This is a genomic window from Streptomyces sp. NPDC001348 (assembly GCF_053597535.1).
The window spans coordinates 1-23,663 of the sequence record NZ_JBSFIK010000013.1; the positions used below are offsets into that span (position 1 = coordinate 1).

The 23,663-nt window shown below is 70.9% G+C and carries 22 protein-coding genes and 2 pseudogenes; 14 read left to right on the forward strand and 10 right to left on the reverse strand.

Features of this window, described 5'->3' with window-relative positions; genetic code table 11:
• From ACWC21_RS15915 to ACWC21_RS15940, 6 genes and pseudogenes are all read left to right on the forward strand, one after another.
• Nucleotides 1–187 (forward strand): annotated as a pseudogene (locus ACWC21_RS15915) (glycoside hydrolase family 3 protein); the annotation flags it as partial.
• A gap of 172 nt (nucleotides 188–359) precedes the next feature.
• Nucleotides 360–1,397 carry a phytanoyl-CoA dioxygenase family protein gene (locus ACWC21_RS15920; RefSeq protein WP_450882085.1) on the forward strand — a complete coding sequence of 346 codons (1,038 nt, stop codon included), beginning with the start codon at nucleotides 360–362 and terminating at the stop codon, nucleotides 1,395–1,397.
• Entirely contained in the window at nucleotides 1,394–2,722 is a 1,329-nt protein-coding gene (locus ACWC21_RS15925) for a DUF6271 family protein (protein ID WP_450882087.1), read from the forward strand. Before ACWC21_RS15920 ends, ACWC21_RS15925 begins: the two co-directional genes overlap by 4 nt.
• An 8-nt stretch (nucleotides 2,723–2,730) precedes the next feature.
• A pseudogene (locus tag ACWC21_RS15930) lies at nucleotides 2,731–3,894 on the forward strand (type III PLP-dependent enzyme); the annotation flags it as partial.
• Nucleotides 3,895–3,927: 33 nt separating this feature from the next.
• Nucleotides 3,928–4,407, forward strand: a complete 480-nt coding sequence (locus tag ACWC21_RS15935; protein WP_450882371.1) for a GNAT family N-acetyltransferase — start codon at nucleotides 3,928–3,930, stop codon at nucleotides 4,405–4,407.
• Nucleotides 4,407–5,618 (forward strand): MFS transporter, encoded by a 1,212-nt coding sequence (locus ACWC21_RS15940; protein WP_450882089.1) that lies wholly within the window; start codon nucleotides 4,407–4,409, stop codon nucleotides 5,616–5,618. Before ACWC21_RS15935 ends, ACWC21_RS15940 begins: the two co-directional genes overlap by 1 nt.
• A gap of 15 nt (nucleotides 5,619–5,633) precedes the next feature.
• On the opposite strand, the gene ACWC21_RS15945 is transcribed toward ACWC21_RS15940, so the two are convergent.
• Together ACWC21_RS15945 and ACWC21_RS15950 are read right to left on the reverse strand one after the other, a co-directional pair.
• A complete protein-coding gene (locus tag ACWC21_RS15945) occupies nucleotides 5,634–6,344 on the reverse strand; it encodes a hypothetical protein (RefSeq protein WP_450882091.1) in 711 nt (236 codons plus the stop codon).
• A gap of 38 nt (nucleotides 6,345–6,382) precedes the next feature.
• The gene (locus ACWC21_RS15950) at nucleotides 6,383–9,178 is read right to left on the reverse strand and encodes a tetratricopeptide repeat protein (RefSeq protein ID WP_450882093.1); all 2,796 of its coding nucleotides are present in this window, start codon (nucleotides 9,176–9,178) and stop codon (nucleotides 6,383–6,385) included.
• A gap of 223 nt (nucleotides 9,179–9,401) precedes the next feature.
• On the opposite strand from ACWC21_RS15950, the gene ACWC21_RS15955 reads away from it, so the two are divergent.
• Nucleotides 9,402–10,598 carry a glycosyltransferase family 4 protein gene (locus tag ACWC21_RS15955; protein WP_450882095.1) on the forward strand — a complete coding sequence of 399 codons (1,197 nt, stop codon included), beginning with the start codon at nucleotides 9,402–9,404 and terminating at the stop codon, nucleotides 10,596–10,598.
• A gap of 23 nt (nucleotides 10,599–10,621) precedes the next feature.
• Here ACWC21_RS15955 and ACWC21_RS15960 read toward each other — a convergent pair whose 3' ends face one another.
• From ACWC21_RS15960 to ACWC21_RS15975, 4 genes are all read right to left on the reverse strand, one after another.
• Nucleotides 10,622–11,653: a LacI family DNA-binding transcriptional regulator gene (locus ACWC21_RS15960; RefSeq protein WP_450882097.1), complete on the reverse strand. Its 1,032-nt coding sequence runs from the start codon at nucleotides 11,651–11,653 to the stop codon at nucleotides 10,622–10,624.
• 76 nt (nucleotides 11,654–11,729) lie between these two features.
• On the reverse strand, nucleotides 11,730–12,566 hold the full coding sequence (locus ACWC21_RS15965; RefSeq protein ID WP_450882099.1) for an ATP-binding cassette domain-containing protein: 837 nt from the start codon (nucleotides 12,564–12,566) through the stop codon (nucleotides 11,730–11,732).
• Nucleotides 12,563–13,558, reverse strand: a complete 996-nt coding sequence (locus tag ACWC21_RS15970; protein WP_450882101.1) for an ABC transporter permease — start codon at nucleotides 13,556–13,558, stop codon at nucleotides 12,563–12,565. The genes ACWC21_RS15965 and ACWC21_RS15970 overlap by 4 nt, the downstream gene beginning before the upstream one ends.
• Nucleotides 13,559–13,686: 128 nt before the next feature.
• Nucleotides 13,687–14,703 (reverse strand): substrate-binding domain-containing protein, encoded by a 1,017-nt coding sequence (locus tag ACWC21_RS15975; protein WP_450882103.1) that lies wholly within the window; start codon nucleotides 14,701–14,703, stop codon nucleotides 13,687–13,689.
• Nucleotides 14,704–14,956: 253 nt separating this feature from the next.
• Here ACWC21_RS15975 and ACWC21_RS15980 point away from each other — a divergent pair, with 253 nt between their 5' ends.
• Both ACWC21_RS15980 and ACWC21_RS15985 read left to right on the forward strand, forming a co-directional pair.
• The gene (locus ACWC21_RS15980; RefSeq protein WP_450882105.1) at nucleotides 14,957–15,910 is read left to right on the forward strand and encodes a carbohydrate kinase family protein; all 954 of its coding nucleotides are present in this window, start codon (nucleotides 14,957–14,959) and stop codon (nucleotides 15,908–15,910) included.
• A gap of 190 nt (nucleotides 15,911–16,100) precedes the next feature.
• Nucleotides 16,101–16,394: a putative quinol monooxygenase gene (locus ACWC21_RS15985; RefSeq protein ID WP_450882107.1), complete on the forward strand. Its 294-nt coding sequence runs from the start codon at nucleotides 16,101–16,103 to the stop codon at nucleotides 16,392–16,394.
• Between the two features lie 37 nt (nucleotides 16,395–16,431).
• Here the strand turns inward: ACWC21_RS15985 and ACWC21_RS15990 are convergent, their stop codons facing one another.
• Entirely contained in the window at nucleotides 16,432–17,394 is a 963-nt protein-coding gene (locus ACWC21_RS15990) for an alpha/beta fold hydrolase (RefSeq protein WP_450882109.1), read from the reverse strand.
• Between the two features lie 90 nt (nucleotides 17,395–17,484).
• Nucleotides 17,485–17,730 carry a hypothetical protein gene (locus tag ACWC21_RS15995; RefSeq protein WP_450882111.1) on the reverse strand — a complete coding sequence of 82 codons (246 nt, stop codon included), beginning with the start codon at nucleotides 17,728–17,730 and terminating at the stop codon, nucleotides 17,485–17,487.
• 600 nt (nucleotides 17,731–18,330) lie between these two features.
• Between ACWC21_RS15995 and ACWC21_RS16000 the strand changes: the two genes are divergently transcribed.
• A complete protein-coding gene (locus ACWC21_RS16000; protein WP_450882373.1) occupies nucleotides 18,331–18,504 on the forward strand; it encodes a DUF397 domain-containing protein in 174 nt (57 codons plus the stop codon).
• 230 nt (nucleotides 18,505–18,734) lie between these two features.
• On the forward strand, nucleotides 18,735–19,580 hold the full coding sequence (locus ACWC21_RS16005) for an SAM-dependent methyltransferase (RefSeq protein WP_450882113.1): 846 nt from the start codon (nucleotides 18,735–18,737) through the stop codon (nucleotides 19,578–19,580).
• A gap of 21 nt (nucleotides 19,581–19,601) precedes the next feature.
• On the opposite strand, the gene ACWC21_RS16010 is transcribed toward ACWC21_RS16005, so the two are convergent.
• Nucleotides 19,602–20,471 (reverse strand): helix-turn-helix domain-containing protein, encoded by an 870-nt coding sequence (locus ACWC21_RS16010; RefSeq protein ID WP_450882115.1) that lies wholly within the window; start codon nucleotides 20,469–20,471, stop codon nucleotides 19,602–19,604.
• A gap of 492 nt (nucleotides 20,472–20,963) precedes the next feature.
• Between ACWC21_RS16010 and ACWC21_RS16015 the strand changes: the two genes are divergently transcribed.
• Together ACWC21_RS16015 and ACWC21_RS16020 are read left to right on the forward strand one after the other, a co-directional pair.
• The gene (locus ACWC21_RS16015) at nucleotides 20,964–21,200 is read left to right on the forward strand and encodes a DUF2945 domain-containing protein (RefSeq protein ID WP_450882117.1); all 237 of its coding nucleotides are present in this window, start codon (nucleotides 20,964–20,966) and stop codon (nucleotides 21,198–21,200) included.
• 58 nt (nucleotides 21,201–21,258) lie between these two features.
• Nucleotides 21,259–21,765, forward strand: a complete 507-nt coding sequence (locus ACWC21_RS16020; protein ID WP_450882119.1) for an MSMEG_6728 family protein — start codon at nucleotides 21,259–21,261, stop codon at nucleotides 21,763–21,765.
• A 15-nt stretch (nucleotides 21,766–21,780) separates the two neighbouring features.
• Here the strand turns inward: ACWC21_RS16020 and ACWC21_RS16025 are convergent, their stop codons facing one another.
• Entirely contained in the window at nucleotides 21,781–21,948 is a 168-nt protein-coding gene (locus ACWC21_RS16025) for a DUF397 domain-containing protein (protein WP_450882121.1), read from the reverse strand.
• Nucleotides 21,949–22,533: 585 nt separating this feature from the next.
• On the opposite strand from ACWC21_RS16025, the gene ACWC21_RS16030 reads away from it, so the two are divergent.
• Entirely contained in the window at nucleotides 22,534–23,634 is a 1,101-nt protein-coding gene (locus ACWC21_RS16030) for a globin domain-containing protein (protein ID WP_450882123.1), read from the forward strand.
• Nucleotides 23,635–23,663: the final 29 nt, after the last annotated feature.

Consider the following 23,663-nt stretch of genomic DNA (forward strand, 5'->3'; position numbering starts at 1 on the left):
CCGTGACGAGCACCGGCACGACTGGATGCGTGCGGCCCTGGACGTCCTCCTCGCCGCCCGCCCGGACACCGTCGTGGTCGAGATGGGCGTACCGCAGGCCCCGCCGCGCGGTGCCCTGCACCTCGCCACGCACGGCGCGGCCCGTGTCTGCGCGGTGGCGGCGGCGGAGCGCGTAGTCGCCGGCTGACGGAACAGTGCCACCAGCGCCGACGGGACCTCGTGCCCGTCGGCGCCTGCTCATCTGCAACGACCGGCATCTGACAGGCAGTTGGCGGCAGTTTCGGCCGTGATCCGTTGAATCGGAAACTGGTCTGGTCCAGGGTGAGGGCACGTCAGCCCGATCAACCCGGAGTCGCCGCATGCCGACGCCCGACCGCCACTCCCGCCTCTTCCGAGCGGCATCGGACCGCCCCTACTTCAGCACGGACGCCGAGAACTACCTCGCCCCGACGCCGCTGAGAGACATCCAGAAGTCCCTGCCGCTGCGTGTGCTCTCGGACGCGGACCTCGCCCACTGGCAGACGTACGGCCATGTCGTCGTCCGGGACGCCGTCTCCCCGGGCGCCGCGAAGAGCCTGCTGGAATTCGCCTGGGATTTCCAGGGACTCGACCCCGACCGCCCCGAGAGCTGGTACCAGGAGCGGGAGTTCCGCTCGGACCTCGACCGTGACCTGCACGTGTACGGCTTCGTCGAGGCCTACCACCACCAGCTCATCTGGAACAGCCGCCAGACCGAGCGCGTCCACGACGCCTTCGTCGACGTGTGGGACTGCGAGGAGCTGTGGGTCACACTGGACCGGCTCAACCTCAACCCGCCCAACCGCGGCACCCGTGCGCGTTCCCTGATCGAATCCACCGACGAGGGCTTCGACATCGAACTGCACTGGGACGTCGACACCACCCTCGCGGTCCTTCCGCAGCGCGTCCAGGGCATCATCGCGCTCACCGACACCCGCCCGGAACTCGGCGGCTTCCAGTGCGCACCCGAACTCTTCCGCCGGTTCGACGAGTGGCGGGCCGCCCAGCCCGCTGGCCGTGACCCGGTCCGCCCGGCGATCGACCGCACCGAATTCCCCGTGGTACGCCCCGAACTGCGCGCCGGCGACCTGCTGATCTTCAACGGGCTGCTGGCGCACGGAGTGGCACCCAACACCTCCGACAACGGTGTCAGAGCCGTCCAGTACCTGTCGATGATGCCCGCGCTGGAGGAGCACACGGCCCTGCGCCGCTCCCGCGTCGAGTCCTGGCGCACCCTCAGCACCCCCGACTGGAACCCGACCCTGCTCGGCGACGCGCTGAGGCCCGAGGCCCTCAGATACGGCCCCGCCGTACTCGACGGTCTGGGCCGCCGGCTCCTCGGAGCCGACTCCTGGCACGGACGGACGGAAGAGCGGTGAGCCGGGACACCGGCACGCACCGGATCTGCCTCACCCTCCCCACCAACCGCGCCTGCGCCCCGACCCTGGCCGCCGTCGCCGCGGAGGCGGCCCACGCGACCCGCCGCCTCGGCGCCGAGGTGCACCTGCTGGTCCTCGACTCCTGCGACGGGCCCACCCGGTCCGAACACGCCGGCGTCCTGGCCGGACTGCCCCCGGTGCACGGCCTGACCGTCCATCACCTCGACGAGGCACGCCAGGCGGACTTCCTGCGGGACGTGCTCCACCGGGCACGCCCCGCCGACCCCGAGCGGCTGCTCACCCTCATGCTCCCGGCCGCTGTCTCCTACGGCGCCTGCACCAACCGGGCGTTCCTGGTGGCGAGCGCGCTCGGCTGCCGGTCGGTGCACCGCAGGGACTCCGACAGCGCCTACCAGACGACGGACGGCGAGCCGGTCTTCCCCGTGCGACACGAACTCCCGTCCCTCGGCATGCGCGCCGCCCGGGCGGCGGCCCGGGTGTCCGACACGGACCTCGACCCCGCACACCTCCACCGGCCGGTGTCACTCGCCGGCGCCTCCTTCATCGGCGAACCCTCCGTGGACATCGGTGAGATCCAGCGCCTCGACGAGGACGTCCACCACGAGGTGGTGAGCCTGTGGGCTCCCGGGAACTGGTCCGAGGAGCTGAAGCGGGACCTCGTCACCGAGTCCTTCAAGGGAGCGGGCACCGCCCCGTTCACCGGCGACCACTCGACACTGACCCTGGTCGACCCCATGCGGGTGGACATGTGCAACATCGCGCTCCACCACGACGTGTACGAGCGGGTGCCGCTGCCACCGGCCACCGACACCATCGGCAGCGACTACTTCCTCCTCCACCTCGTCCGCGCCGCCACGCTCCCCGGCATCCTGCACAACCGCCACATCGTGAACTTCCACACCCCCGAACGGCGTACGGACAGCGGCTTCCTCGCCTACCAGACGCGGTTCGTGAAGTTCCTGCTCTCGATGCTCCACCTCCACCACGTCTACGACCGGATGGCCGCCGCGGGCCCCGCCCTGCTGGACGACCGGCAGCATGTCAGGGCCGACGTCGTCGTGGGCCTCCTGCGGGAGAGCACCTGCCTGGACCCGTCCGAGAACGTGTGGCGGCTGGACCGCCTCGACAGTGCCTACCGCAAACTCGGCGGCAGGTACGCGGCCTTCGCCGACCTGCTGGCGGCACGCCGGGAACGGCTGCTGGACGAGGCCCGGCGGGACGTCGAGGACTTCGCGCTGCTCACCGAGGCCTGGCCCGCGCTGGTGGACGCCGCCCGGGAGAGCGGACCGGGGAGGCTCCGGTGAGCGGGGACATGTCCGCACCGCTGTCCGCCGCGCTGGCGTCCGCGTCCGAAGACGCCGTGATCTTCGACATCCTGGGCATCGAGGCGCAGTACGACACCCTGCTGCGCGAATTGCCCGGCCTGGCGGTCCGCTTCGCCGTCAAGGCCTGCCCCGTGGACGAGGTGCTGTCCTGCCTCGCCGGCCGGGGCGCGGGCTTCGACGCGGCGAGCCCCGCCGAGATGGCGCAGGCCCTGCGGACCGGCGTGCCCGCCGACCGCGTCCACTACGGCAACACCGTCAAGTCCGACGAGACGATCGCCGAGGCCCACCGGATGGGCATCCGGACCTTCGCCACCGACAGCGTGCAGGACGTGGCCGCGATCGCCGCCCATGCCCCGGGCGCCCGGGTCTTCTGCCGCCTCGCCACCAGCGGGGACGGGGCCCTGTGGGGACTGAGCCGGAAGTTCGGCTGTTCGCACCAGGACGCGGTACGGGTGCTCACCGCGGCCCGGGCGGCCGGCCTGACCCCGGCCGGGCTGTCCGTGCACGTCGGCTCCCAGCAGATGACGGCCGAGGCCTGGCAGGACGCGTTCGACTCCCTCGCCGAGGTGATCGTGGCGCTGCGCCGCACGGGGATCGTGCCGGACCACGTCAACCTCGGCGGCGGCCTGCCCGCGCTCGGCTGCCTCGACCGGTGGGGGCGCAGACTCGAACCTCCGCTGGACAAGATGTTCACCGTCATCCGCGAGGGCATGGAGAGGCTGCGGGAGGTGAACGCCGCGCCGCTCGGCTTCGTCATGGAACCCGGCCGCCATCTGGTGGCGGACCACGGCGCGGTCCGGGCCCACGTGTACCGGATGACCGCGCGCCGGAGCCCGGACGGTGTGTCCGAACGCTGGCTGTACCTCAGCGTCGGGAAGTTCAACGGGCTCTACGAGACGGACCGGCTGAACTTCCGGCTGGTCTTCCCGAACCGCCCCGGCCTGCCGGACGCGGAGTACGTCCCCGCCGTCGTCGCGGGCCCGACCTGCGACAGCGAGGACACCTTCGGGGCCGGCCGCCACCGGGTGCCCGTGCCCAGCGACGTGGCCTCCGGCGACCCGGTCTGGATCCTTTCCGCCGGCGCCTACGCCACCAGCTACATGACCCAGCGGTTCAACGGCTTCCGTCCGCTGCGCCACGACGTCGTACGCGTCCGCCCGGTCGCCGACGCCGACTGGCCGGCCGTGGCCGCCCTGGAAGCCGCCGCCTACGCGCACCGCTCGCTCTCGGAGGGCCGGGCCGCACTGGAGTCCAGGGGCCGCAGCTCGCCGGACACCTGCTTCGTCCTGCAACTCGGCGGCCGGATCGCCGGCTACGTACTCGCCCTGCCCTACCCGAGGTTCCGCCACCCGGAGCTCACCCGCCCGGAAGAGACCGTGTTCCGGTCCCGCAACCTCCATCTGCACGACCTCGTCGTCGCCGAGCACCTGCGGGGCCGCGGCCTGGGCGCACGGCTGCTGCGCCACCTGACGGCCACCGCCGGGGCGCAGGGTTTCGAGCACATCTCACTGGTCGCGGTCGACGGCACGGAGGGCTACTGGCAGGCCCACGGCTACCGGTCGCACCGCGAGGCCGGCTCGCCGCCGGGCTATGGCAGGGATGCGGTGTACATGTCCACCAGGGTGCGGACCGGCAGGCCCCGCCACGGGGAGGACACGGACTGATGCGCACTCCACCCGTCCACGATTCGTTCCGCCACGAGAAACGGGCGATCGCGGCCCTGTTCTGCTTCCTCGGCTTCCAGTACGCCACCTGGGCCTCCCGCCTCCCGGCGCTGAAGTCCCGGCTCGACCTCACCGAGCAGGAACTGGGGCTGCTGCTGATGGCATGCGGCGCGGGCGCCGCCGCCTCCTTCCCGCTCGTCGCGTTCCTGACCCGGCGACTGGGCGCACGGCGTCTGGCGCTCGTCTCCGCCGGGTGCCTGACCGCGCTGCTCCTGGCCCTGTCCGTGGTGCCGGACTACCCGTGGGCGCTGCTGGTGGTCTGCTGCGACGGCGTGGCCGTCGGCTGCCTCAACGTCGCCATGAACGCACAGGGCGCCGCACTGGAGACCCGGCACGGGCGCACCGCCATGTCCCAGCTGCACGCGACGTTCAGCGCCGGACTGCTGGGCGCCGCACTCCTGGCCTCCGCTGTCAACACGCTGACACCGTCCGTCCCGGCGCACTTCGCGGTGGCCGCCGTCCTGCTGTCCACACTGCTCGCCCGGGCACGCCCGCGCCTGCTGACGGACGGGGACCGGGCCGCCGGTGAAGCCGGTACCGGCTCACCGCGGACGGCAGGGGACAAGCCGGGAGGACGGCGTCCCGCACTCACCCTCCCGTCCCGCACGACCCTGTGGCTGGGCTGCGCCATGGCGTTCGGCACCATCACCGAGGGCGCCATGAACGACTGGTCGGCGCTCTACCTCGAGGACGTCGTCAAGGCCTCGGCGACCGTGGCGCCGCTGGGCATCGCCGTCGTCTCGGTCACGATGCTGCTGGCGCGCGTGCGCGCCGACCGCTGGCGCGGCCGCCGGGGCGACGGACACGTCGTCCGAGTCGGCGGCGCCGTCGCCGGACTCGGGCTGGCCCTCGCCCTGACGGTCGGCGGGGTGCTGCCCACGCTGGCCGGGTTCGCCTGCGTGGGACTGGGGGCGGCGGCGATCACCCCCTGTGTGTACGTGGCCGCGGCCGCGCGCGGACCGGAAGCACTGGCCCTGGTCGCGGCGATGGGCACCACCGGCCTGCTGGCCGGGCCGGCCCTGATCGGCTTTGTCGCGGGCAGCGGCGGCCTCACCCTGGGCATGGCCGCGGTCGCCGCCTCCGCCCTGCTCGTCTCCCTGTGCGGCCTGCGGATCCGGTGGCGGTCCGGCGCGCCTGCCACCGCGAAATAGGCACGCCGGGTGTGCTCAGCCGAAGGCGGCCCATGTGACGTCGCGGTGGAGCCGCACGCCCTGATGGCCGTACGTGGCGATGTCGTGCACCCTGAGCAGGAGGCAGAAGCGCTCGGTCGAGGCGACCGTCGCCGCCACCTCGGCGCAGGAACGGCGCAGCCAGTACGCGGCGGCATGGTTGTGGACGGCGCTCTGGCCGCAGATGAGGACGACCGGACGTACGCCCCCGGGGGCCATGAACCGGGCGACGAGCGCGTATCCGCTGTCACCGCGCACCCAGGGATACACCTCCCCGCCGACCTCGATGGCCAGCGGATGGTCGGGGTCCGTGTAGGGACGGAAGGTGATGCCGGGCAGGCTGTGGGCCAGATGCCCGGCGGTCCTGACGTTCGAGCCCAGGGGGCCGCCGACGCAGAACTCGACCCGGTCCTCGTTGCTGCCGTGAAAGTCGTCGCTGCGTGCCACGACCACCTGGCAGCGCAGCTCATGGACCAGCACGGCCACTTCGATCATGGCCTGGACGTCCCTGTGGTGGGTGCTGCCCGGCGCACCGGCCTTGTTGTTCATCACGATCAGGCAGGTCTCGCCGGGCCGCGCACCGACGACCCGGGCCCTGAGGCGTAATCGCCGGGTCCGTCCGCTCTGCTGCCAGAGCCACACCGCCGATCCGCTGAGGCAACTGGTCAACAGGCCGAAGACGATGTTCGCGACCGCACCCGTCCACACGGCTTTCTCCCCCCCCGTGGCAGCCCGTGGCTTCCCCGTCAGTCGTCATTCCCCGGTGCGGCGCCGGATACCCCCGCGTCCTCGCCCTCCACCGCCGCCAGGAGGGCGGCGGCTTCCGTCGTCTCCTCCGCGCCGATCCGCCGGAAGATGGTGACCGAGGCGTCCAGGTGAGTACGGGCGGCGGCCGTGTCACCGGTGCGCCGTGCGGCGTCGCCGAGCCCGAACAGCGCGCACGCCTCCTCCAGCGGGTTGCCGATGTCCCGGGCCACCACCAGCGCCCTGCCGTGCGCGGTCAGCGCCGCGGCCGGATCTCCCGCCGCGAGCTCGAGTCGCCCGAACGCGTTCCACACGGCCGCCGTTCCCATGCGCTCGTCCAGCCGCTCGTTCAACTCCAGTGCCTGGCCCAACCGGTCGCGTGCCTCCTCCAGACGGCCGTCCTTCACCAGCACCTCTCCCCACTCCTTCAGCACACAGGCCCGGCCGATCTGCTCGTTGATGTCGACGTAGAGATCGAGTGAGTCCTCGAACGCACGCGTGGCCTCCTCGCCCCGGCCCAGCCGGTGCAGGGTGACGGCGAGTTCGATGAGTACTTCGGCCTCCACGGACCGGTCCGCGAGCCGGCGTGCGATGCTCCGCGCGCTCTCCAGGTGTTCCGCGGCCTCCTTGTGACGGCCCGTGAGCCGCGCCACGCTGCCGAGCTTGGTCAGCGCCTGGGCTTCGACCAGGGAGTCGCCCAGGTCCCGGGCCAGGGTGAGGGCCTGGTTCAGGGCCGTCTCCGCCTCGGGGTAGCGGTCGGTGTAGTACCAGGTGTTCCCCAGGTTCTTGAGGACTCTGCTGCGGCTCTGCTCGTTGCCGAGTTCCTCGTGGATGAGCAGGGCCGCGGTCAGGTGCCGTTCGGCGTCCTCGTACTCGTCGCGGTAGTAGGCGAGGGTGCCCAGTTCGACCAGGACGCTCGCCTCGCCCGACCGGTCCGCCACCGACCGGCTGAGCTCCAGGGCCTGGTCGAGCAGGACACGGGAGGCTTCGTAGTCGTCGGTGAGCCATTGCTTCGAGGCCAGCTCGACCAGCGCCTCCACCTGCCCCGGCACGTCGTGCAGCGCGATCGACGCCTCCAGCGCTTCCCGGGCGTGGCGCTCGGCGAGGTCGTAGTCGCCGTGGTTGCGGTGGGCCGTGGCCAGTTCCAGCAGGGCACGGGCCTGAGCGGGCCGGTCGTGCACGGCCCGCGCGGCGTCGAGGGCCTGCCGGTGCAGTCCGGCCGCGACGTCCCAGGGACCGGTCAGCCTCAGATGGCGGGTCATCGCCGAGGTCAGTGCCAGGATCCGGCCGGGCTCCCCGGCGGACACCCGCAGACCGGCCAGCAGGTTCTGCCGCTCGTCGGACAGCCAGGCCAGTGCGTCACGGCGGGAGTCGAGCACGGGCAGCGGGCCGTCGTAGGCGCGGGCCGCGGGCGTGCCCGGTGCGGGGGCCAGGAGGGTGTCGGCCATGAAGGCGGCGTCCTGGTAGTAGTCCAGCAACCGGGGCAGTGACCGCCGCAGCGCGTCGGGGTCGACCCTGGACACCAGGTCACGGACGTACTCGGCGATCAGGTCGTGCATCCTGAACCGCCCGTACACGTGCTCGTCCACCAGGTTGACGTCGAACAGCCCCTCCAGCTGGCGCTTCGCCTCCCGCAGCGAGCTGGCGGTGAGCGCGGCGTACGCATGGGCGTCGGTGTCGGGCCCGGGATGCAGGCCGAGGGCACGGAAGAAGGCCTGCCGCTGGGTCGACAACGCCCGGTAGGACAGTTCGAAGGCGGCTGCCACATGGTGGTTGCGCACCCGGAGGGCGGCGAGCCGGCCTACGCCGTCGCGGAGTTCGGCCACCAGACGTTCCACCGTGAGGCTGGTCCGGGTACGCAGCCGGCCCGCGACCAGGTGGATGGCCAGTGGCAAGTACCCGCACAGCGCCACGAGTTCACCCACCGGACTGTCCTCGGGCAGGTCACGGCGCGCGCCGGCCCGGAGCATCCGCTCGGCGTCCTCGGGCGGCAGCACGTCGAGGGCGATCGTCACCGGTGCCGGGCTCAGGTTCGACAGCCGCCGTCTGCTGGTGACCAGTACCAGACAGCCGGGGGCCTGCGGCAGCAGCGGGGTGACCTGCTCCTCGTCGACGGCGTTGTCCAGGATCAGCACGGCGGCCTGGTCGGCCATCCGCTGCCGCCACAGCGCCGCCCGCTCGTCGGTCGAGGCGGGCAGGTCCCGTCCCCGCACACCGACCGCCTTCAGCAGCGTGGCCAGCGCCTCGGCCGGGGGCACCGGGTCCTGGGTGGCGCTGTGGCCGTGCAGGTCGATGAAGAGCTGCGCGTCGCGGAACCTGCCCGCCAGCCGGTGGGCGGCGTGCGTGACGAACGCGGACTTGCCCACCCCGGGCCGGCCGTCGACCGCGTGGACGGCGATCACCGCTCCGGTGCCGGCGGCGCGGTTCACCTGGGCGCGCAGCTCGGCCAGTTCGTCCGCCCGTCCCGTGAACGTGTCGATGTCCCTGGGCAGTCGGTTGGCCGGGGGCGGTTTCAGTGCCGTGTCGGCGAAGGCGTCCAGGGCCGCGTACTGGCCCATCAGATGCGTCCGGCGGCGCTGTTTCGCCTCCTGGGAGGCCTCCAGGTGTTCGAGGCAGTGCCTGACGTAGCTCTCGATCAGCGGCTTGTCCGGAGTGCCGGCCCAGTCGCCCCGTTCGATCTGCGAGACGCGGGCGACCGTCCTGCCGATCTCGTCGCCGACGTCCTTCTGTGTCAGTCCGGCGTCCTTGCGCAGCCGGGCGAGCTCCTGCCCGAACGCCAGCTTGTTCTGCTCCGGCATGCCCCGCCCCCAGGTGCCTCGCGCTGCCACGGAATTCAAGTGCGACGGAGTCCAACATACGGCGCCCAGTGGCGCTCACCTGCTCGTTCGGGGATTTTCCCGGCGCGCATTCAAGTGATCAACGTCGTAGGGCGAAAGCCGTAGTTCGATGGCCGCCGCACGCGGATTCCCGTCCGTGGGGGATCGGTTGCGTGCACCGGGATGAGCGGAAGAGGACACCACGGTGAAGCCGACCGAGCTGCAGCGGCCGTTGCTGGTGAGCACCAGCTGGTCACCCGCTAACGGCGGGGTGCCGTCCTACAACCGGTCCCTGGCCATCGCCCTGGCCCAGGCCCGGTACCCGGTGATGTGCCTGGTCGAGCGGGCCACCGAGGCGGAGTTCGAGGACGCCCGCGACCACGGGGTCCGGCTGGTGTCCGCGGTGTGCACCCCCGCCGGCCCGTCACTGATGCTGCCCGCGCCGCAGGTGCTCGGGGCGGCACCCGACCTGGTGATCGGCCACGACCGGTTCACGGGACCGGCGGCATGGGCCTACGCGCGCCATTTCGGCCGTGCCCGGCTGGTGCACATGGTGCACACCGCCCCGCAGGAGATAGAGCCGTACAAGGAGTCGGGCAGGGCCGCGGAGGTGATCGCCGAGCGCGAGGCGGTCATGCGTCGGCTGGCCGCGGCTGCCGACGTCGTCGCCGCCCCCGGGCGGCGGCTGGAGCGGTACGCCGCCGACGTGCTCTCCGACGACAGTGGCCCGGGACACGTGATCCGCCTCGATCCGGGGCTGTCCGTGTCCGCCGGCCCGTCGCGGCGCCGCCCGCCGGCCAAGCACCACGTCCTCGTCCTCGGCCGGACCGACGACCTGGTCCTCAAGGGACTGGACATAGCCGCGAGGGCCGTCGCGGTGGCCGCGGTGCACGACCCCAGCGCCGGGCTCCTCGTCCGGGGTGCGCCACGGGAGCAGTGCGACGCCCTGCACGCCAGGCTGGTGAAGCTGTCCGGTCTGGCCCGGGAACGCATCGACGTACGCGCGTACACCGTCGATCCCGCCGAGCTGCGCCGCGATCTCGTCCGCTCGGCCGTGTGCGTCATGCCCTCACGTGCGGAGGGCTTCGGCCTGGTGGCCCTGGAGGCGGTCGCCGCGGGGACGCCGGTGCTGGTCAGCGACCGGAGCGGGGCCGCCGAGCTGCTGCGGGAGCTGCTCGACGCGCCCACCTGGGCCTCGATGATCGTGGAAGTGCGTGACGACCTCGAGCACGACACGGCCGTGTGGGGTGCCGCCGTACGCCGCGTCCTGGCGGACCTGCCCACCGCGCTCGAGCACGCCGCCCGAGTCCGCGACGAGCTCTCGGGCCGGCTGAAGTGGAGCGACACGGCTGCCGCCCTGATGGACCACGGTGCGGTTCCCGCGGGGGTGACCCACTCCTGACGGGCCGTCGAACGGCCGGCGGGTCACGCCTCCAGGAGGACGGGGGCCGGCTGTTCCCCCGAGCCGCGGACCATCAGCCGGGTGGGCACGGTGATGGTGCGAGCGCGGGACTGGTCGCCGTCGAGCCGGCTCAGGGCGGTGGCCGCCGCCGTTCTGCCGATCTCCTCGGGGTCCTGGGCGACGACGGTCAGGGCCGGTTCGAGTGCCTCGGCGAGCGCCACGTCGTCGAAGGCGACGACGGCGATGTCCTTGCGCTTGCTGCGGGCGAGTTCGGCGACTATGCCCAGCGCCATGATGTTGTTGCCGGCGAACAGGGCGGTGGGGGGATCGGCCAGGTCGAGGAGCCCGGCGGTCGCGCGCTCGGCCCCCTGCTGGTCGTGGGCGCTGATGACGAGCGAGCGGTCGTAGGGGATGTCGGCTTCCTGCAGGGCCGAGCGGTAGCCTGCCAGACGTTCGCGGCGGGTGTAGAGCTTCACGGGCAGGTCGCCGACGAAGCCGATGCGCCGGTGCCCGTGGGCGATCAGGTGGGCGACACCGGTGTGGGCCCCCGCACGGTTGGTGCTGACGATGCTGTCCGTGGACAGTCCGACTCCCGGACGGTCGAGGAACACCACCGGCAGGCCCGCCGTGCGGTGGGACTTGAGGTGCGCGTGGTCGGCGCCGACGGACGGCACGACCATCAGGATGCTGACGCGGCGGGCGAGGAACTTGTCCGTCAGGGCCCGTTCGCGCAGGGGATCGTCGGCGGAGGAGCCCATGAGCAGGGTCAGTCCGCGTTCGCGGACGGTGTCCTCGATGGCGCGGGCCACGGCTCCGAAGAAGGGGTTGGCGAGGTCGGGGATGACCAGGCCGATGGTGGTGTCCGGGCCGCCGACGCGGATGTTGCGGGCCATGAGGTTCGGCTGGAAGCCGAGCTTGGCCACTGCGGCGAGTACCTGTTCCCTGGTCCGTGCCGAGACGGGGCCGTCCTCGTTGAGGACGCGGGAGACCGTCTTGGCGCTGACGCCCACTTCCTGGGCGACATCGGCCAGGGTGGGGCGGCGGTTCGCTGCCATGGAGGAAACCGTCTCCTGTGAGCTCTCGGTTCCGGCCGCGGCCTCGGCCGGAAACAACGGGAGCTGGGTCGTGTTGTCAGGTGGCCTGGACTCCGGCGGCCTTCGCGGCCGCCGAGTCAGCTACGACAGTATCTCCGGCCGCGTCGACGCTGAGCGCACCGGTCATGATGGCGACGACCTCGGCCATCGAGTAGTCGGAGGGCTTGATGAGGGCGGCGCGCCGGCCCAGCCGGTGGACGTGGATCCGGTCCGCGATCTCGAAGACGTGGGGCATGTTGTGGCTGATCAGCACCACCGGCATCCCCTTGTCACGGACACGGCGGATGAGGTCGAGGACCTGGCCGGACTCCTTCACGCCGAGGGCGGCGGTGGGTTCGTCCATGACGACGACGGAGCGGGCCCAGGCGACGGCGCGGGCGACCGCGACGGCCTGCCGCTGTCCGCCGGAGAGGGTCTCGACCGCCTGCGTCAGCGAGCGCAGGCCGATCTTCAGATCCGCCATGTGCTCGGCGGCCTCCTGGCGCATCCGCTTCTTGTCGAGCATGCGGAAGGCGCTGCCGAGGATGCCGGGCCGGCGCAGTTCGCGCCCGAGGAACACGTTCGAGGCGATGTCCATGGAGGCGGCCACGGCCAGGTCCTGATACACCGTCTCGATGCCGTGGGCGCGGGCGCTCTGCGGACCGGAGAACTGCATCGGCTCACCGTTCAGCCGGATCTCGCCCTCGTCGGGGGCCACCGCACCGGTGAGCGCCTTGATCAGGCTCGTCTTGCCGGCTCCGTTGTCGCCGATGACGGCGAGGACCTCGCCGGGCAGCAGATCGAAGTCGGCGCCGTCGATGGCGGTGACGTGGCCGTACCGCTTGACCAGGCCGCGGGCCTGCAGAACGGGGGTGGGGGTGCTGGTGGCGGTCATCGGGCCTTCTTCCGGGAGATCTGGTCGACGGTCACCGCGAGGATCACCAGAACGCCGGTGATCAGGGTCTGGTAGATGGAGGCGACGCCCATCAGCTGCAGGCCGTTGCGGAACACGCCGACGATGAGGACGCCGATGAAGGTGCCCAGAACCGAGCCGCGGCCACCGAAGAGGCTGGTGCCGCCGAGCACCACGGCGGTGATGCTGTCGAGGTTGTCGGTCTGCCCGGCCTGCGGGTCGCCCACTCCGGTGCGGGAGATGAGCAGCAGGGCGGCGACGCCGTACAGCAGGCCGGCCGTGGCGTAGATGCCGATGGTCAGCCGGGAGGTGCGGATGCCGTTCAGCCGGGCCGCCTCCTGGCTGTTGCCGAGGGCGTAGACGTGCCGGCCCCAGCCGGTGCTGCTCAACGCGTAGGCGAGCAGCAGGAACAGGGCGATGGTGACCAGGGAACCGTAGGTGATGTCGGTGTGGCCGAGCGGGAAGGTCTGCCCGAGAGCCGTGAGCGGGCCGGGCAGGTTGGTGACGGTCTGCTCCTCGGAGTAGATGTGCGTCAGCGCGAACGCCACGTTGAGCATGCCGAGGGTGACGATGAACGGCGGCAGCGGGATCTTCTGCACCAGCAGCCCGTTGAGCAGGCCGAAGCCGGCGCAGACGGCGATGCCCAGGGCGATGGCGAGCAGCGGTGGCAGGGTGCCCTCGGCCGCCATCTTGGCGATCATGATGCTGCCGAACGCCATCACCGCACCGCACGACAGGTCGATGCCCGCGGTGAGGATGATCAGGGTCTGTCCGATGGCGAGGGTGCCGACGACCATGACCTGCTGCACGATCAGGGAGAAGTTCCCGCCGGTGAGGAACTGGTCGGTCGAGAGGGAGAAGAAGACACAGGCCAGGAGGAGGGCGACCAGCGGTCCGGTGGTCGGTGCCGTGAGCAGTCTGCGGGCCGTGGTCGGTGCCTTGAGCTCCGCGTACGGCGTGGTCGTGGCTGTCATGCGAAGTCCTTGTCGGAAGACAGATGTCCTTGTCGCCAGGACAAGGGGGGCGGCCGCCCCGGGGGAGGTCGTGGGGCCGGCCGCCCCGCTGAGGAGGCGGCGGTGTCGTACGGTCCTTGCGAGGCGCGTCAGCCCCAGCAGTTCTCCAGGCCGAACGCGGTGTTCTTCGACGTGACGCCCGACTGCGCCTTGTCGGTGATCAGGTTGACGCCGGTGTCGGTGTAACCGGACGCCTTCTTGCCGGTCTTGGCGTAGGTCACGACGGCCTTGACGCCCTCGGCGGCCATCTTCAGCGGGTACTGCTGGGAGGTGGCGGCGATCTTGCCGTCCTTGACGGCCTGGGTGCCGGTGCAGCCGCCGTCGACGGAGACGATCAGGACGTCCTTCTCGCGGCCCTTGGCCTTCAGGGCGGTGTACGCGCCCAGGGCGGCCGGTTCGTTGATGGTGTAGACGAGGTTGATGCCGGGTTTCTTCTGCAGGCAGTTCTCCATCGCGGTCTGCCCCTTGGCCTGGTCGCCGCCCGTGTCCTGGGCGCAGACGACGTCCTTGTCGGTGGCGCCGAAGCCCTTCAGGAAGCCGTTGTGCCGCTGGACGCCGACGGAGACGCCCGGCGCGAGGTCGAGGGCGGCTATCTTGGCCGACTTGCCCTTCATGGCCGCCTTGGCGTACTCGCCGATCAGCTCGCCGGCGTGCAGGTTGTTGGTGGCGAAGAGGGCGTCGACCGCGCTCTGCGGTTCGGTCGGGGTGTCCAGGGCGATGACCAGGACGCCCTTGGCGCGGGCCTTCGCGATCGCGGGCACGATGGCCTTCGAGTCGCTCGGCGTGATCAGGATGCCCTTCACGCCGGAGGCGACCATGTTCTCGATGGCGGTGACCTGTCCGGCGTTGTCTCCGTCGAACTTGCCCGCAGCGGTGACCAGTTGGACGCCGTTCTGCTTGGCGGCCTTCTCCGCGCCCTCCTTCATCTTCACGAAGAACGGGTTGGTCTCGGTCTTGGTGATCAGACCGACCTTGACGCTGCCCGAGCCGGAGCTCGCGGTGCTGGACCCGGACCCGGATCCGCAGGCCGTCAGGGTGAGGGCCGCGACGCCCGTGACCGCGGCGGCTCTGAGGAGGGAGGAGGACAGACGAGTGGTGCGAGACATTGAACGACTCCTGCGGGATAGCGGGCGGCGCGGGACCGGGATCAGAGCATGCCGCCCCGGGGTGTCATCGTTGACTTATGTCATCGTTGACACTGCTTGCCGAGGATGATGGACTCCGGTTCGCGGCAACGTCAATGCCTTTCACTCGTCACAAATTGGCAACGTTGGTCCGCTGTTGACCCACGACTGATCAGAGGCCCCGCACAGGGATACGCCCCTGTTCGACCGTATTGTCCGAAAAGAAGGGCAGCTCATGAGCTCGTGTCGGATCACCGTCCTGGGGGAGTGCGTCGCGGACGCCTTCGCCGAACCCGCGAGCGCCTCCAACGAGCTCGCCCTGCGTGTGCTGCCCGGCGGCGGCCCCGCGAACACCGCCGTCGCCCTGGCCCGGCTGGGCACACCGGCCCGCTTCCTCGCGCGGCTGTCCCAGGACGTCTTCGGGCGCCTGTTCCGTGCCCATCTGGAGGCTTCCGGCGTGGATCTGTCCTGCGCCGTCGCGGCCGGCGAACCCAGCACGCTCGCGGTGGCGGAACTGGACGCCCAGGGGCAGGCCGCGTTCTCCTTCCACGCCCAGGACACGGCCGACTGGCAGTGGACGCCGGCGGAGCTGGCCGGGCTGGACCTGTCCGGGACCTCCTGCGTGCACACCGGATCACTGGCGCTGGTCCGTGAGCCCGGCGGCCCGGTGGTGGAGGAGTTCCTGGCCGCCGCCGCCTCCCGGGCCACCATCAGCATCGACCCCAACGTCCGCCCGTTGCTGGTCCGTCCCGAGGTGTACCGAGCCCGGCTCGCGCACTGGTGCGGCCTCGCCGACATCCTGCGGCTGAGCGAGGACGACCTGGAGCAGTTGCTGCCGGGCGCCTCGCCCGAGCAGGCGTGCGACACCTGGCACGCGGCAGGAGCACGGCTCGTCGTGATCACGCGTGGTGCCGACGGGGCCCTGATCTCGCTCGACGGAGAACGCCGGCAGGTGCCCGCGACGGCGACGCGGGTGGTCGACACGGTCGGTGCGGGGGACTCCTTCACCGCCGGGTTGCTGCACCAGCTCGGCAGCCGGGGACTCCTCGGCGGCCGGCTGGCCGGTCTCACCCTCGACGATGTCGCGGAAGCCTGCCGGTTCGCCACCCGGGTCGCAGGCCTGACCTGCTCGGTCGCCGGCCCCAACCCGCCGTGGCGGCGGCAGCTCGTCGGCGCCGACGGAGTCTGACGGGGAGCCGGTCCCGGCCGGGATGGTCACACCGCAACCGTTGACGTCTCGGAGGGCTTGCGTCCATCATCGGGCCACTCGATGTCATCGATGACATAGTCGCGACGCCACTGCCGGACGGCATGGACCACGGTGGTTCCCACCGTCGACCGACGAGACGACCGCAATCCAGAACCGAGGAAACACCACTGTGACCAAGAGCCTGCTCGCCGAGTTCACCGCCCGCGAGGGTGCGGAGGACGAAGTCGCCCGCCTGATCCGGGACTACGCCCGCGAGGTGCGCCAGGAGGCGGGCAACCTCGCCTTCGACGTCTACACCAAGGCGTCCGCCCCGCGCGCCTACTGGATCTTCGAGGTCTACCGGGACGAGGAAGCGTTCCAGGCACACCTCGAGGCGCCGTACGGAGGCCCGTTCAACGCCGCTCTCGTCCCGCTGATCGAGGAGGACGCCTCCGTGCTGACGTTTCTCGACCCGGTGGTCTGATCCCGCGTCGCGGACAGGACATCCGGTCGGCCCGGGTTCAGGCGCAGGCCGTCAGGAATTCGATGAGCGCCGCGTTCACCTGGTTCGGGCGTTCTTGCTGGGTCCAGTGTCCGCAGCCCGCCAGTTCGAGGGGGCTGCGCCACAGGCTGGGCATCAGGTCGGGGAGCTTCTCGATGAGTTCGGGTGTACCGGGGAAGGCGGGCACGAGGTCGCGGTCGCCGTAGATGTACAGGGCGGGGCGGGTGACGACGGCGCCGTGCCAGGGCGCGGTGAGCTCCCAGTTGCGGTCGAGGTTGCGGTACCAGTTGAGGGCCCCGGTGAAGCCGTGGGAAAAACTCTCGGTGAGTGCGTCGAGGTCTTCCTCGGTGAACCACTCCGGCAGGACCTCGGGGTCCGGCATGTCCTCGAGCCAGCCCCGTCCGGGTTCGACCAGTCGCTGCTTGATCTCGCCGACGGGGGAAGCGGAGCCGGAAGCCGAGTAGAAGAACTTGCGGAGGGTGGTGCGTACGTCCCTGGCGAACTCCGCGTCGGCCACACCGGGGCGGTTGAAGTAGTTCCAGTAGAACCGGCCGCCGAACCTCTCCTCCATGGCGGCCAGCGGAGGCCGTGTCCCCCGGAACGGGGGCGGCACACTGAGGCCGGCCACCCCGAGCACCATGTCCGGTCGCAGCAGGGCGGTGTGCCAGGCGACCGGCGCCCCCCAGTCGTGGCCGACGACGTACGCCTTCTCCTCGCCGAGGGCGTGGATGAGGCCGACGACGTCGCCGACCAGGTGGAGGATGGTGTACGCGTCGACGTCCTCGGGATGGTCGCTGCGCCCGTATCCGCGCTGGTCGGGGGCGACGACTCGGAAGCCGGCGTCGGCCAGCGGGCCGAACTGGTGGTGCCAGGAGTGCCACGACTCGGGGAAGCCGTGCAGGAGTACCACCAGGGGGCCGTCGCCCTGCTCGGCGATGTGCAGCCGGATGCCGTTCACGTCAATCATTCGATGCTCGACCATGGTGTCTCAGCGTACGTGCCGTGTCTCCGGAGCCGCCGGGTCGCCGCTGCCCGTGCTCGGGGCGCTGCTGCGAGCAACGCCCCGACTCGGTTACTTCCGTTGCTCGTTCGGGTTGTGGCCGGAGTGCCGCAGGGCCGTGCGCAGACCGAGGAGGGCGACGGTCCCCGCGGTGTTCAGCCAGTGTCCTGGCTGCTGCGGGCCCAGCAGATGGCCGACGGGGCCGAGCGCGAGCTCCACCCAGTCGGCGAGACAGGGCAGACATGGGCAGGCGAGGCGTGCGGTGCGGGGTCTCGCATGCCGCGGTTTACGACGCCGCCGCCAGGGGGAGGGGGCCATCGCGATTCTCCTTGGAGAGTCGTGGACACGGGGCCCCGGCGGAGGCTGCGACCACTGTTGCCGGGGCCCTGTTGCCGCTCGGCCCTGTGGCCGAGCGCGAACGACGGTAGGCGCGGTACGGCCGGACATCTTGCCGTTTGCCGCCCCGCGCGGGCGGCGGTCAGCTTCACGGACGCCCCGCGGCGGTCTGCGCTCGGGGCGGCGGACAACGGTGTGTTCGATCCCGTGCGTCCGAACGGGCCGGGGGGAGCGTCCCGTTTCCCCTGATGAGAGCTCCGGCCGGGGCAGGCACTCAGCCGTCGGCCCGACGGGCCGTACGACAGCCGTGTGCGGGGGAGACCTACTCAAAGCCCCTGTCTGATTGTGCGATTAACGCGTTGGCTGTGCTCGCGCACTTGCACACCCGGCAACAGTTGAATTGAGACATTGTTGCCCCAAGCACGCATACCAGTCCCGGTGGGCGGCGATCCTCCCCTGGTCGGGTCCGAATGCAATTGCATCCGGGCAACGGGGAGTTCGTTCACCGCAGGAGGTCGTCCGGTGGGGAAACCGACGTGTGTGCGGGGCGGAGTGACGGGAAGTCGGCGGCGAGCCGAGGTCGTGTGGCGAAAGAGTTCGCACAGCACTCCGGAGGGGGCGTGCGTGGAAGTCGCGGAGCCGTCCGGCGGGCGGGTGCTGTTCCGTGATTCCAAGGTGCGGCAGGGGCATGTCGTCCCGGTGTCCAGGGGGACCGCAGCGGCGTTCATCACCGCTGTGGGCCGCGGTGCCCTGTGAGGTGACGGCCGACCGCTGCCGGACGCGTCGTCTGCATGTGCAACGGCGCGTCCGGTGGGCCGGTTGCTCCTCTGCGTCGCTGCCCGGACCCGGGGTGGCCGGCGTGACCGGAATCCAGTGTGGCGTTAAGTCGAGAAAACCGTTCAGTGCTGGACATCCCCGGTGACCGGCCAGTAAGCATGGGCACAATGCAAGTGCATTCCGCCCCTGACGTGGGCGGAAATCGCCGGATGCCTGGGAGGGCGACAGTGGGGGAGCAGCCCGCACCCGGACGGGGCAGGTACGCGGACTTAGGCCAGGACCGGGCGCACAGTGCGCGGATGTACGACTACTACCTCGGGGGAAAGACCAACTACGCCGTGGACCGTGAGGCCGCGCAGGCTGTCATCCGGCTGTTTCCCGCGGTCGAGACGGGGGCCCGGGTCAACCGGGCCTTCATGCACCGCGCGATGCGCTACCTGGCGCGGCAGGGTGTGCGGCAGTTCATCGATGTGGGGACGGGGATACCGACCTCTCCCAATCTCCACGAGGTCGTACAGAGCGTCGCCCCCGAATGCCGGATCGCCTACGTCGACAACGATCCCATCGTGCTCGTCTACGCGGACGAACTCCTCGACGGGACGAGCGAAGGCAAGACCTGTTACGTGCAGGCGGACGCCACGCGGCCGGCCGACGTCCTCGCGGCCGTGGAGGCCGAGGACGTCATCGACTTCGAACGCCCGGTCGCCCTCAGCCTGCACGCGCTGTTGCACTTCGTCCCCGACGATCAGGATCCGTACGGCGTCGTCGGCCGCTTCCTGGACAGGCTTCCCGCGGGGTCCTACCTCAGCGTGTCGCACTGCACCGGCGACTTCGAGCCGCAAGCGTGGCAGGCCATAGTCGACACGTACATGAAACGCGGCACCCCCGCCCAGGTGCGCACCAGGGCGGAGGTACTGCGCTTCTTCGACGGTCTGGAACTGGTGGACCCCGGCCTCGTCGTCGCGCACCGCTGGCACCCGGAACCGGATGGCGGGCCGGGGCAGCTGCGGGACGAGCATGTGTCCCTCTACGCCGGTGTTGCCCGTAAGCCGTGACCGGGCCGGTGGCGAGCGCGGTCAGCGGTAGTAGTTGAGCGAGAGCAGGTCGCGTATCTTCTGCACGGTCCGACGCGGAGCCAGTGAGGCCACCAGCAGGGCGTCGAACGCCTTCTGCCGACGGTCCACCGACTCCTCGTCCTGGACGATCAGACCGCCGTCGAAGCATTCCGTGTAGACGATGGTGGGCAGGATGCGCCCCGAGAAGTCGAAGATGGTGGTCGTCCCCAGCTCTACGGGCAGGTCGTAGCGGCCCAGCTCGGCGAGCCGGAACCGGTAGCGGGGGTCGGACGAGAGATCGATCAGATGCTCCAGCTGCCGGCGCATGATCTCCGGCGACCCGACCGGCCGGCGCAGGGTGGCTTCGTCGATCACACAGATCAGCGTCTTGTCCTCCGCGGCCGCGAACCGGGCCTGGCGCTGCTCACGCAGCTCCACCAGGGCCTCGCGCTGCCGCTGCGTGCCGCCTCCCCGGCTGATCAGTGCGCGGGCGTAGTCGGGGGTCTGCAGCAGGCCGTGCAACTGCTGGGACTCGTAGGACCGGATGCGTTGGGCCATGTCCTCGAAGCTCACCACGGCCTGCAGGTACTTCTGTGCCACACCTGACCACGACTGCCACCAGGTCGGCTGGTTGGCCGCTTCGGCCAGTTCCCTCAGCTGCGCCTGCTCGGCCGGGTCGTCGACCCCGTACACGGCGAAGAACTGCCGCAGGTCGTGCTCCTTGAAGTTGTGCTGGCCGTTCTCGATCCGGCTGACCTTCGAAGGGGAGCCGCCCAGCAGACGGGCGACCTGCTCCTGTTTCAGGCCGCGCAGTCCGCGCCGCTTGCGCAGGGCGCTGCCCAGCACCATCCGTGTCGCGGAAGGCGCGGCCTCGTCCTGGAGGTATCGCACCCTGCGGCCGGACTTCTGGCCGTCGCTATCGCCAGGCTCCTTAGCGCCTGCCAACTGCTGGACCACATTCGCTCCTCGACGTTATGAACAGACTGTGAGGCTGTTGGCGCTCATCGTGCACGAACGGCCGAAGCCGGGAGATGGAATCGTAAAAAAGTCCAATATTGCTCATATGGTCGGCTGGAATCCGTCCTGGATGACCTGTCACCAGGGGTAGAGGTGCCGCGCGCTGGAGTCAACGCGGCGCGCTGTGGCGCCAGTTGGCGTGCCGTCCGGGCCGGTGCCACCCGAGCCGGGCGCGGTCGACGCCTCCGCCTCCGTCGGCGGACCGCGCGGCCGGCGCCGGCGCCGGACACGCCGTTCAGGGGACGCTGCATCCGGATGCCCGACGGACGGGGAAGAGACAGTGGCAGGACACGAGGCCGGCGATCCAGACCTCCGGAGACACGGAGGACTGCGCCGTCGAGCAGCCCCGGAGAAGGGAGCGAGACCATGGCCGGGAAGAAGCAGCACGACCGACCCGACGCGGAGCTCGCCGAAGGCGAGGAGGTGGCCTGGAACAGCCACGGATCGACTGCCGAAGGAGAGGTGCAACGCAAGATCACCCGGCGCACCGAGGCCGCCGGCCGCACCGTGGACGCCTCGCCGGACGAGCCCCAGTACGAGGTCCGCAGCGCCACTTCGGGCCGGACGGCGGTCCACAAGCCGTCGGCCCTCCGCAAGAAGTGAGCCGCAGCCCCGCACCCAAAGTGAGCCGCAGCCCCGCACCCATGACAGGACGGCGTGCATGCAGACGTTCCTGCCCGATCCCGACTTCCGGCGCTCGGCCCTCCTCCTGGACCGCCGCCGCCTGGGCAAACAGCGGGTCGAGGCCCTCCAGGTCCTCCGCGGCCTGACCGTCCCCGGATACGGCTGGCGCAGGCACCCGGCGGTGCGCATGTGGAGCGGATACGAGGAGGCACTGGTCCGCTACGGCCTGGAAGTGTGCCGGGTGTGGCGGGAGCAGGGGCACCAGGACAGTTGCGCCGCCTCACTGGTCGCCGGATACGCGGCATGCCGTCCGGGCGCTCCCGTACGCGATCAGCCCGCTCTCGCCGCCGCCGGGGAACTGCCGCCGTGGCTCGGTGACGAGGCCTTCCACCGCAGCCACCGGTCCGCGCTCGTCCGCAAGGACCGGGAAGCGTACGAACGCAAGTTCCCCCGTGTTCCGGACGACCTCCCCTATGTGTGGCCGGCGTCCGACCGGGAGGCCGGCCCGGCGAGGACGGACCGACCCGGCTCTGCTTCGCCGTGAGTGGAGGGCTCGGCGCTACTTGACCGCGAGCGTCATGAACGCCGACCACTCGCCCCGGGGGACGCGCGGAACCGGCCCGTCACCCGCAGCCTTCGAGTCCCGCACGTACACGGCGTCCGGCCGAGACGGCGCTCCCGTCCCGGCGGATCGCGGAACTCGCGCCGAATGCGACCGTCGACGCACAGGATGTCACCGCGCTCGGCAGATGTGCCTGTTTCTTGTGAACCGTGTGTCGATGTAGTGGCGTTTTACCTGCCTCCTGTGGGTCATGTGCTGGTGTGGTGGCGTGTTGGGCGGTGGCCTGAAATCGCCCTTCGGCTTGCCGGAACCTCCCTGTGTGGGGGATCTGGCGGATTTCCCTTGTTATTCACGGAATGAGCGTGCAAATGCGCATGTCGAGGATGAAGAAGACGGTGGCGAAAGAAGGTGCGGCAGGGCACGGCAATGGCAACACCTGCACCGAAATCTCCCGGCAGGGTGGGATGCGATTGTCGTGATCTCCCCTGTCGGTACCAGCAGTTCCCCGTTGCCGTCGCCGGCAGCGCACACGCGATCCGACGTGAGCGGCACCCGGTGATATTCAGCCGTGCGTCACGAGGAGACAGCAGACGCCGTCAGGCGGCGGACGCCGCGGCGCAAACGGCGGAGCCCCCTTCCGCTCCCTCGCCCCCGCAGCCGGGTCCGCCGCCGGACATCGTGCCGTTGACGGCGGAGGAAACCGCCCTGATGCGTGCGAGCGTGTCCGTGGTCGGCCCGTACGCAGCGGATATGACCGTGTATTTCTACGCCATTCTGTTCACACGCCACCCCGAGGTGCGCGAGCTCTTCCCTGACGACCTGGACGTCCAGCGCGACCGTTTGCTGCGCGGGCTGCTGCGGATCGTCGACCTCGTCGACGACCCGGAGAACCTGATCCGGTTCTGTGGCCGGCTCGGTCGCGACCACCGCAAGTTCGGGGCGCTGGAGGGCCACTACCCCGCGGTGGGCGAGTGTCTGCTCGCAGCCCTGGCCCGCTATGCCGGCCCGGCCTGGAGCCCGGAACTGGCCGCCGCGTGGACGCACGGATACGGCGTCGTCGCGCAGATGATGACGCACGCCGCAGCGGAGGACGCCCGCACGGCGCCCGCGGTGTGGGACGCGGAGATCATCCACCATCTGCACCGCGGCCATGGCATCGCGGAGGTCACCGTACGGCCCGACGCCCCCTACCCGTACACGGCAGGCCAGTACGCGAGCGTGGAGACACCCTGGCAGCCCAAGGCATGGCGCTACTACTCGCCCGCGCACGCGCCGCGACCGGACAACACCGTGACCTTCCAAGTGCGTGCGGTCGCCCAGGGCCAGGTCAGCCAGGGCCTGGTCCACAGGGCCAAGCCCGGCGACGTGGTGCGGCTCGGACCCGCTCAGGGCGACATGACGCTCGACCCGCGCAGCGACCGGGATCTGGTGTGCGTGGCCGGCGGGACCGGCATGGCCCCCATCAGGGCCCTGGTCGAGGAAGCGGCCCGCACCGGGACGGAGCGCTACGTCGACGTCTTCGTCGGCGCGCGGACCGCCGAGGAACTCTACGGTCTGGACGACATGCTCAGGATGTCTCAGCGGCACCACTGGCTCTCCGTGCGGGCCGCGGTGTCGCACGAGCGTATTGCGGGGCTGGAGGGCACCCTGCCACGGGTGCTGAGCGAGTTCGGGCCGTGGTACCGCCACGAGGCGTTCATCTCGGGCCCGGTGGACATGGTCACGCAGGCCAGCGCCACCCTGGCCCGGCAGGGCATCCCGCAGGAGCGGATCCATTTCGACCCCTTCGACGTGCCCGTACTCGAGGCCGCGTTGCTGCCCCGGCAGTTGCGGGAACCGCCCGAGGACTGAGCGCGCGGCCCGATCCGGCCGACCCGGCC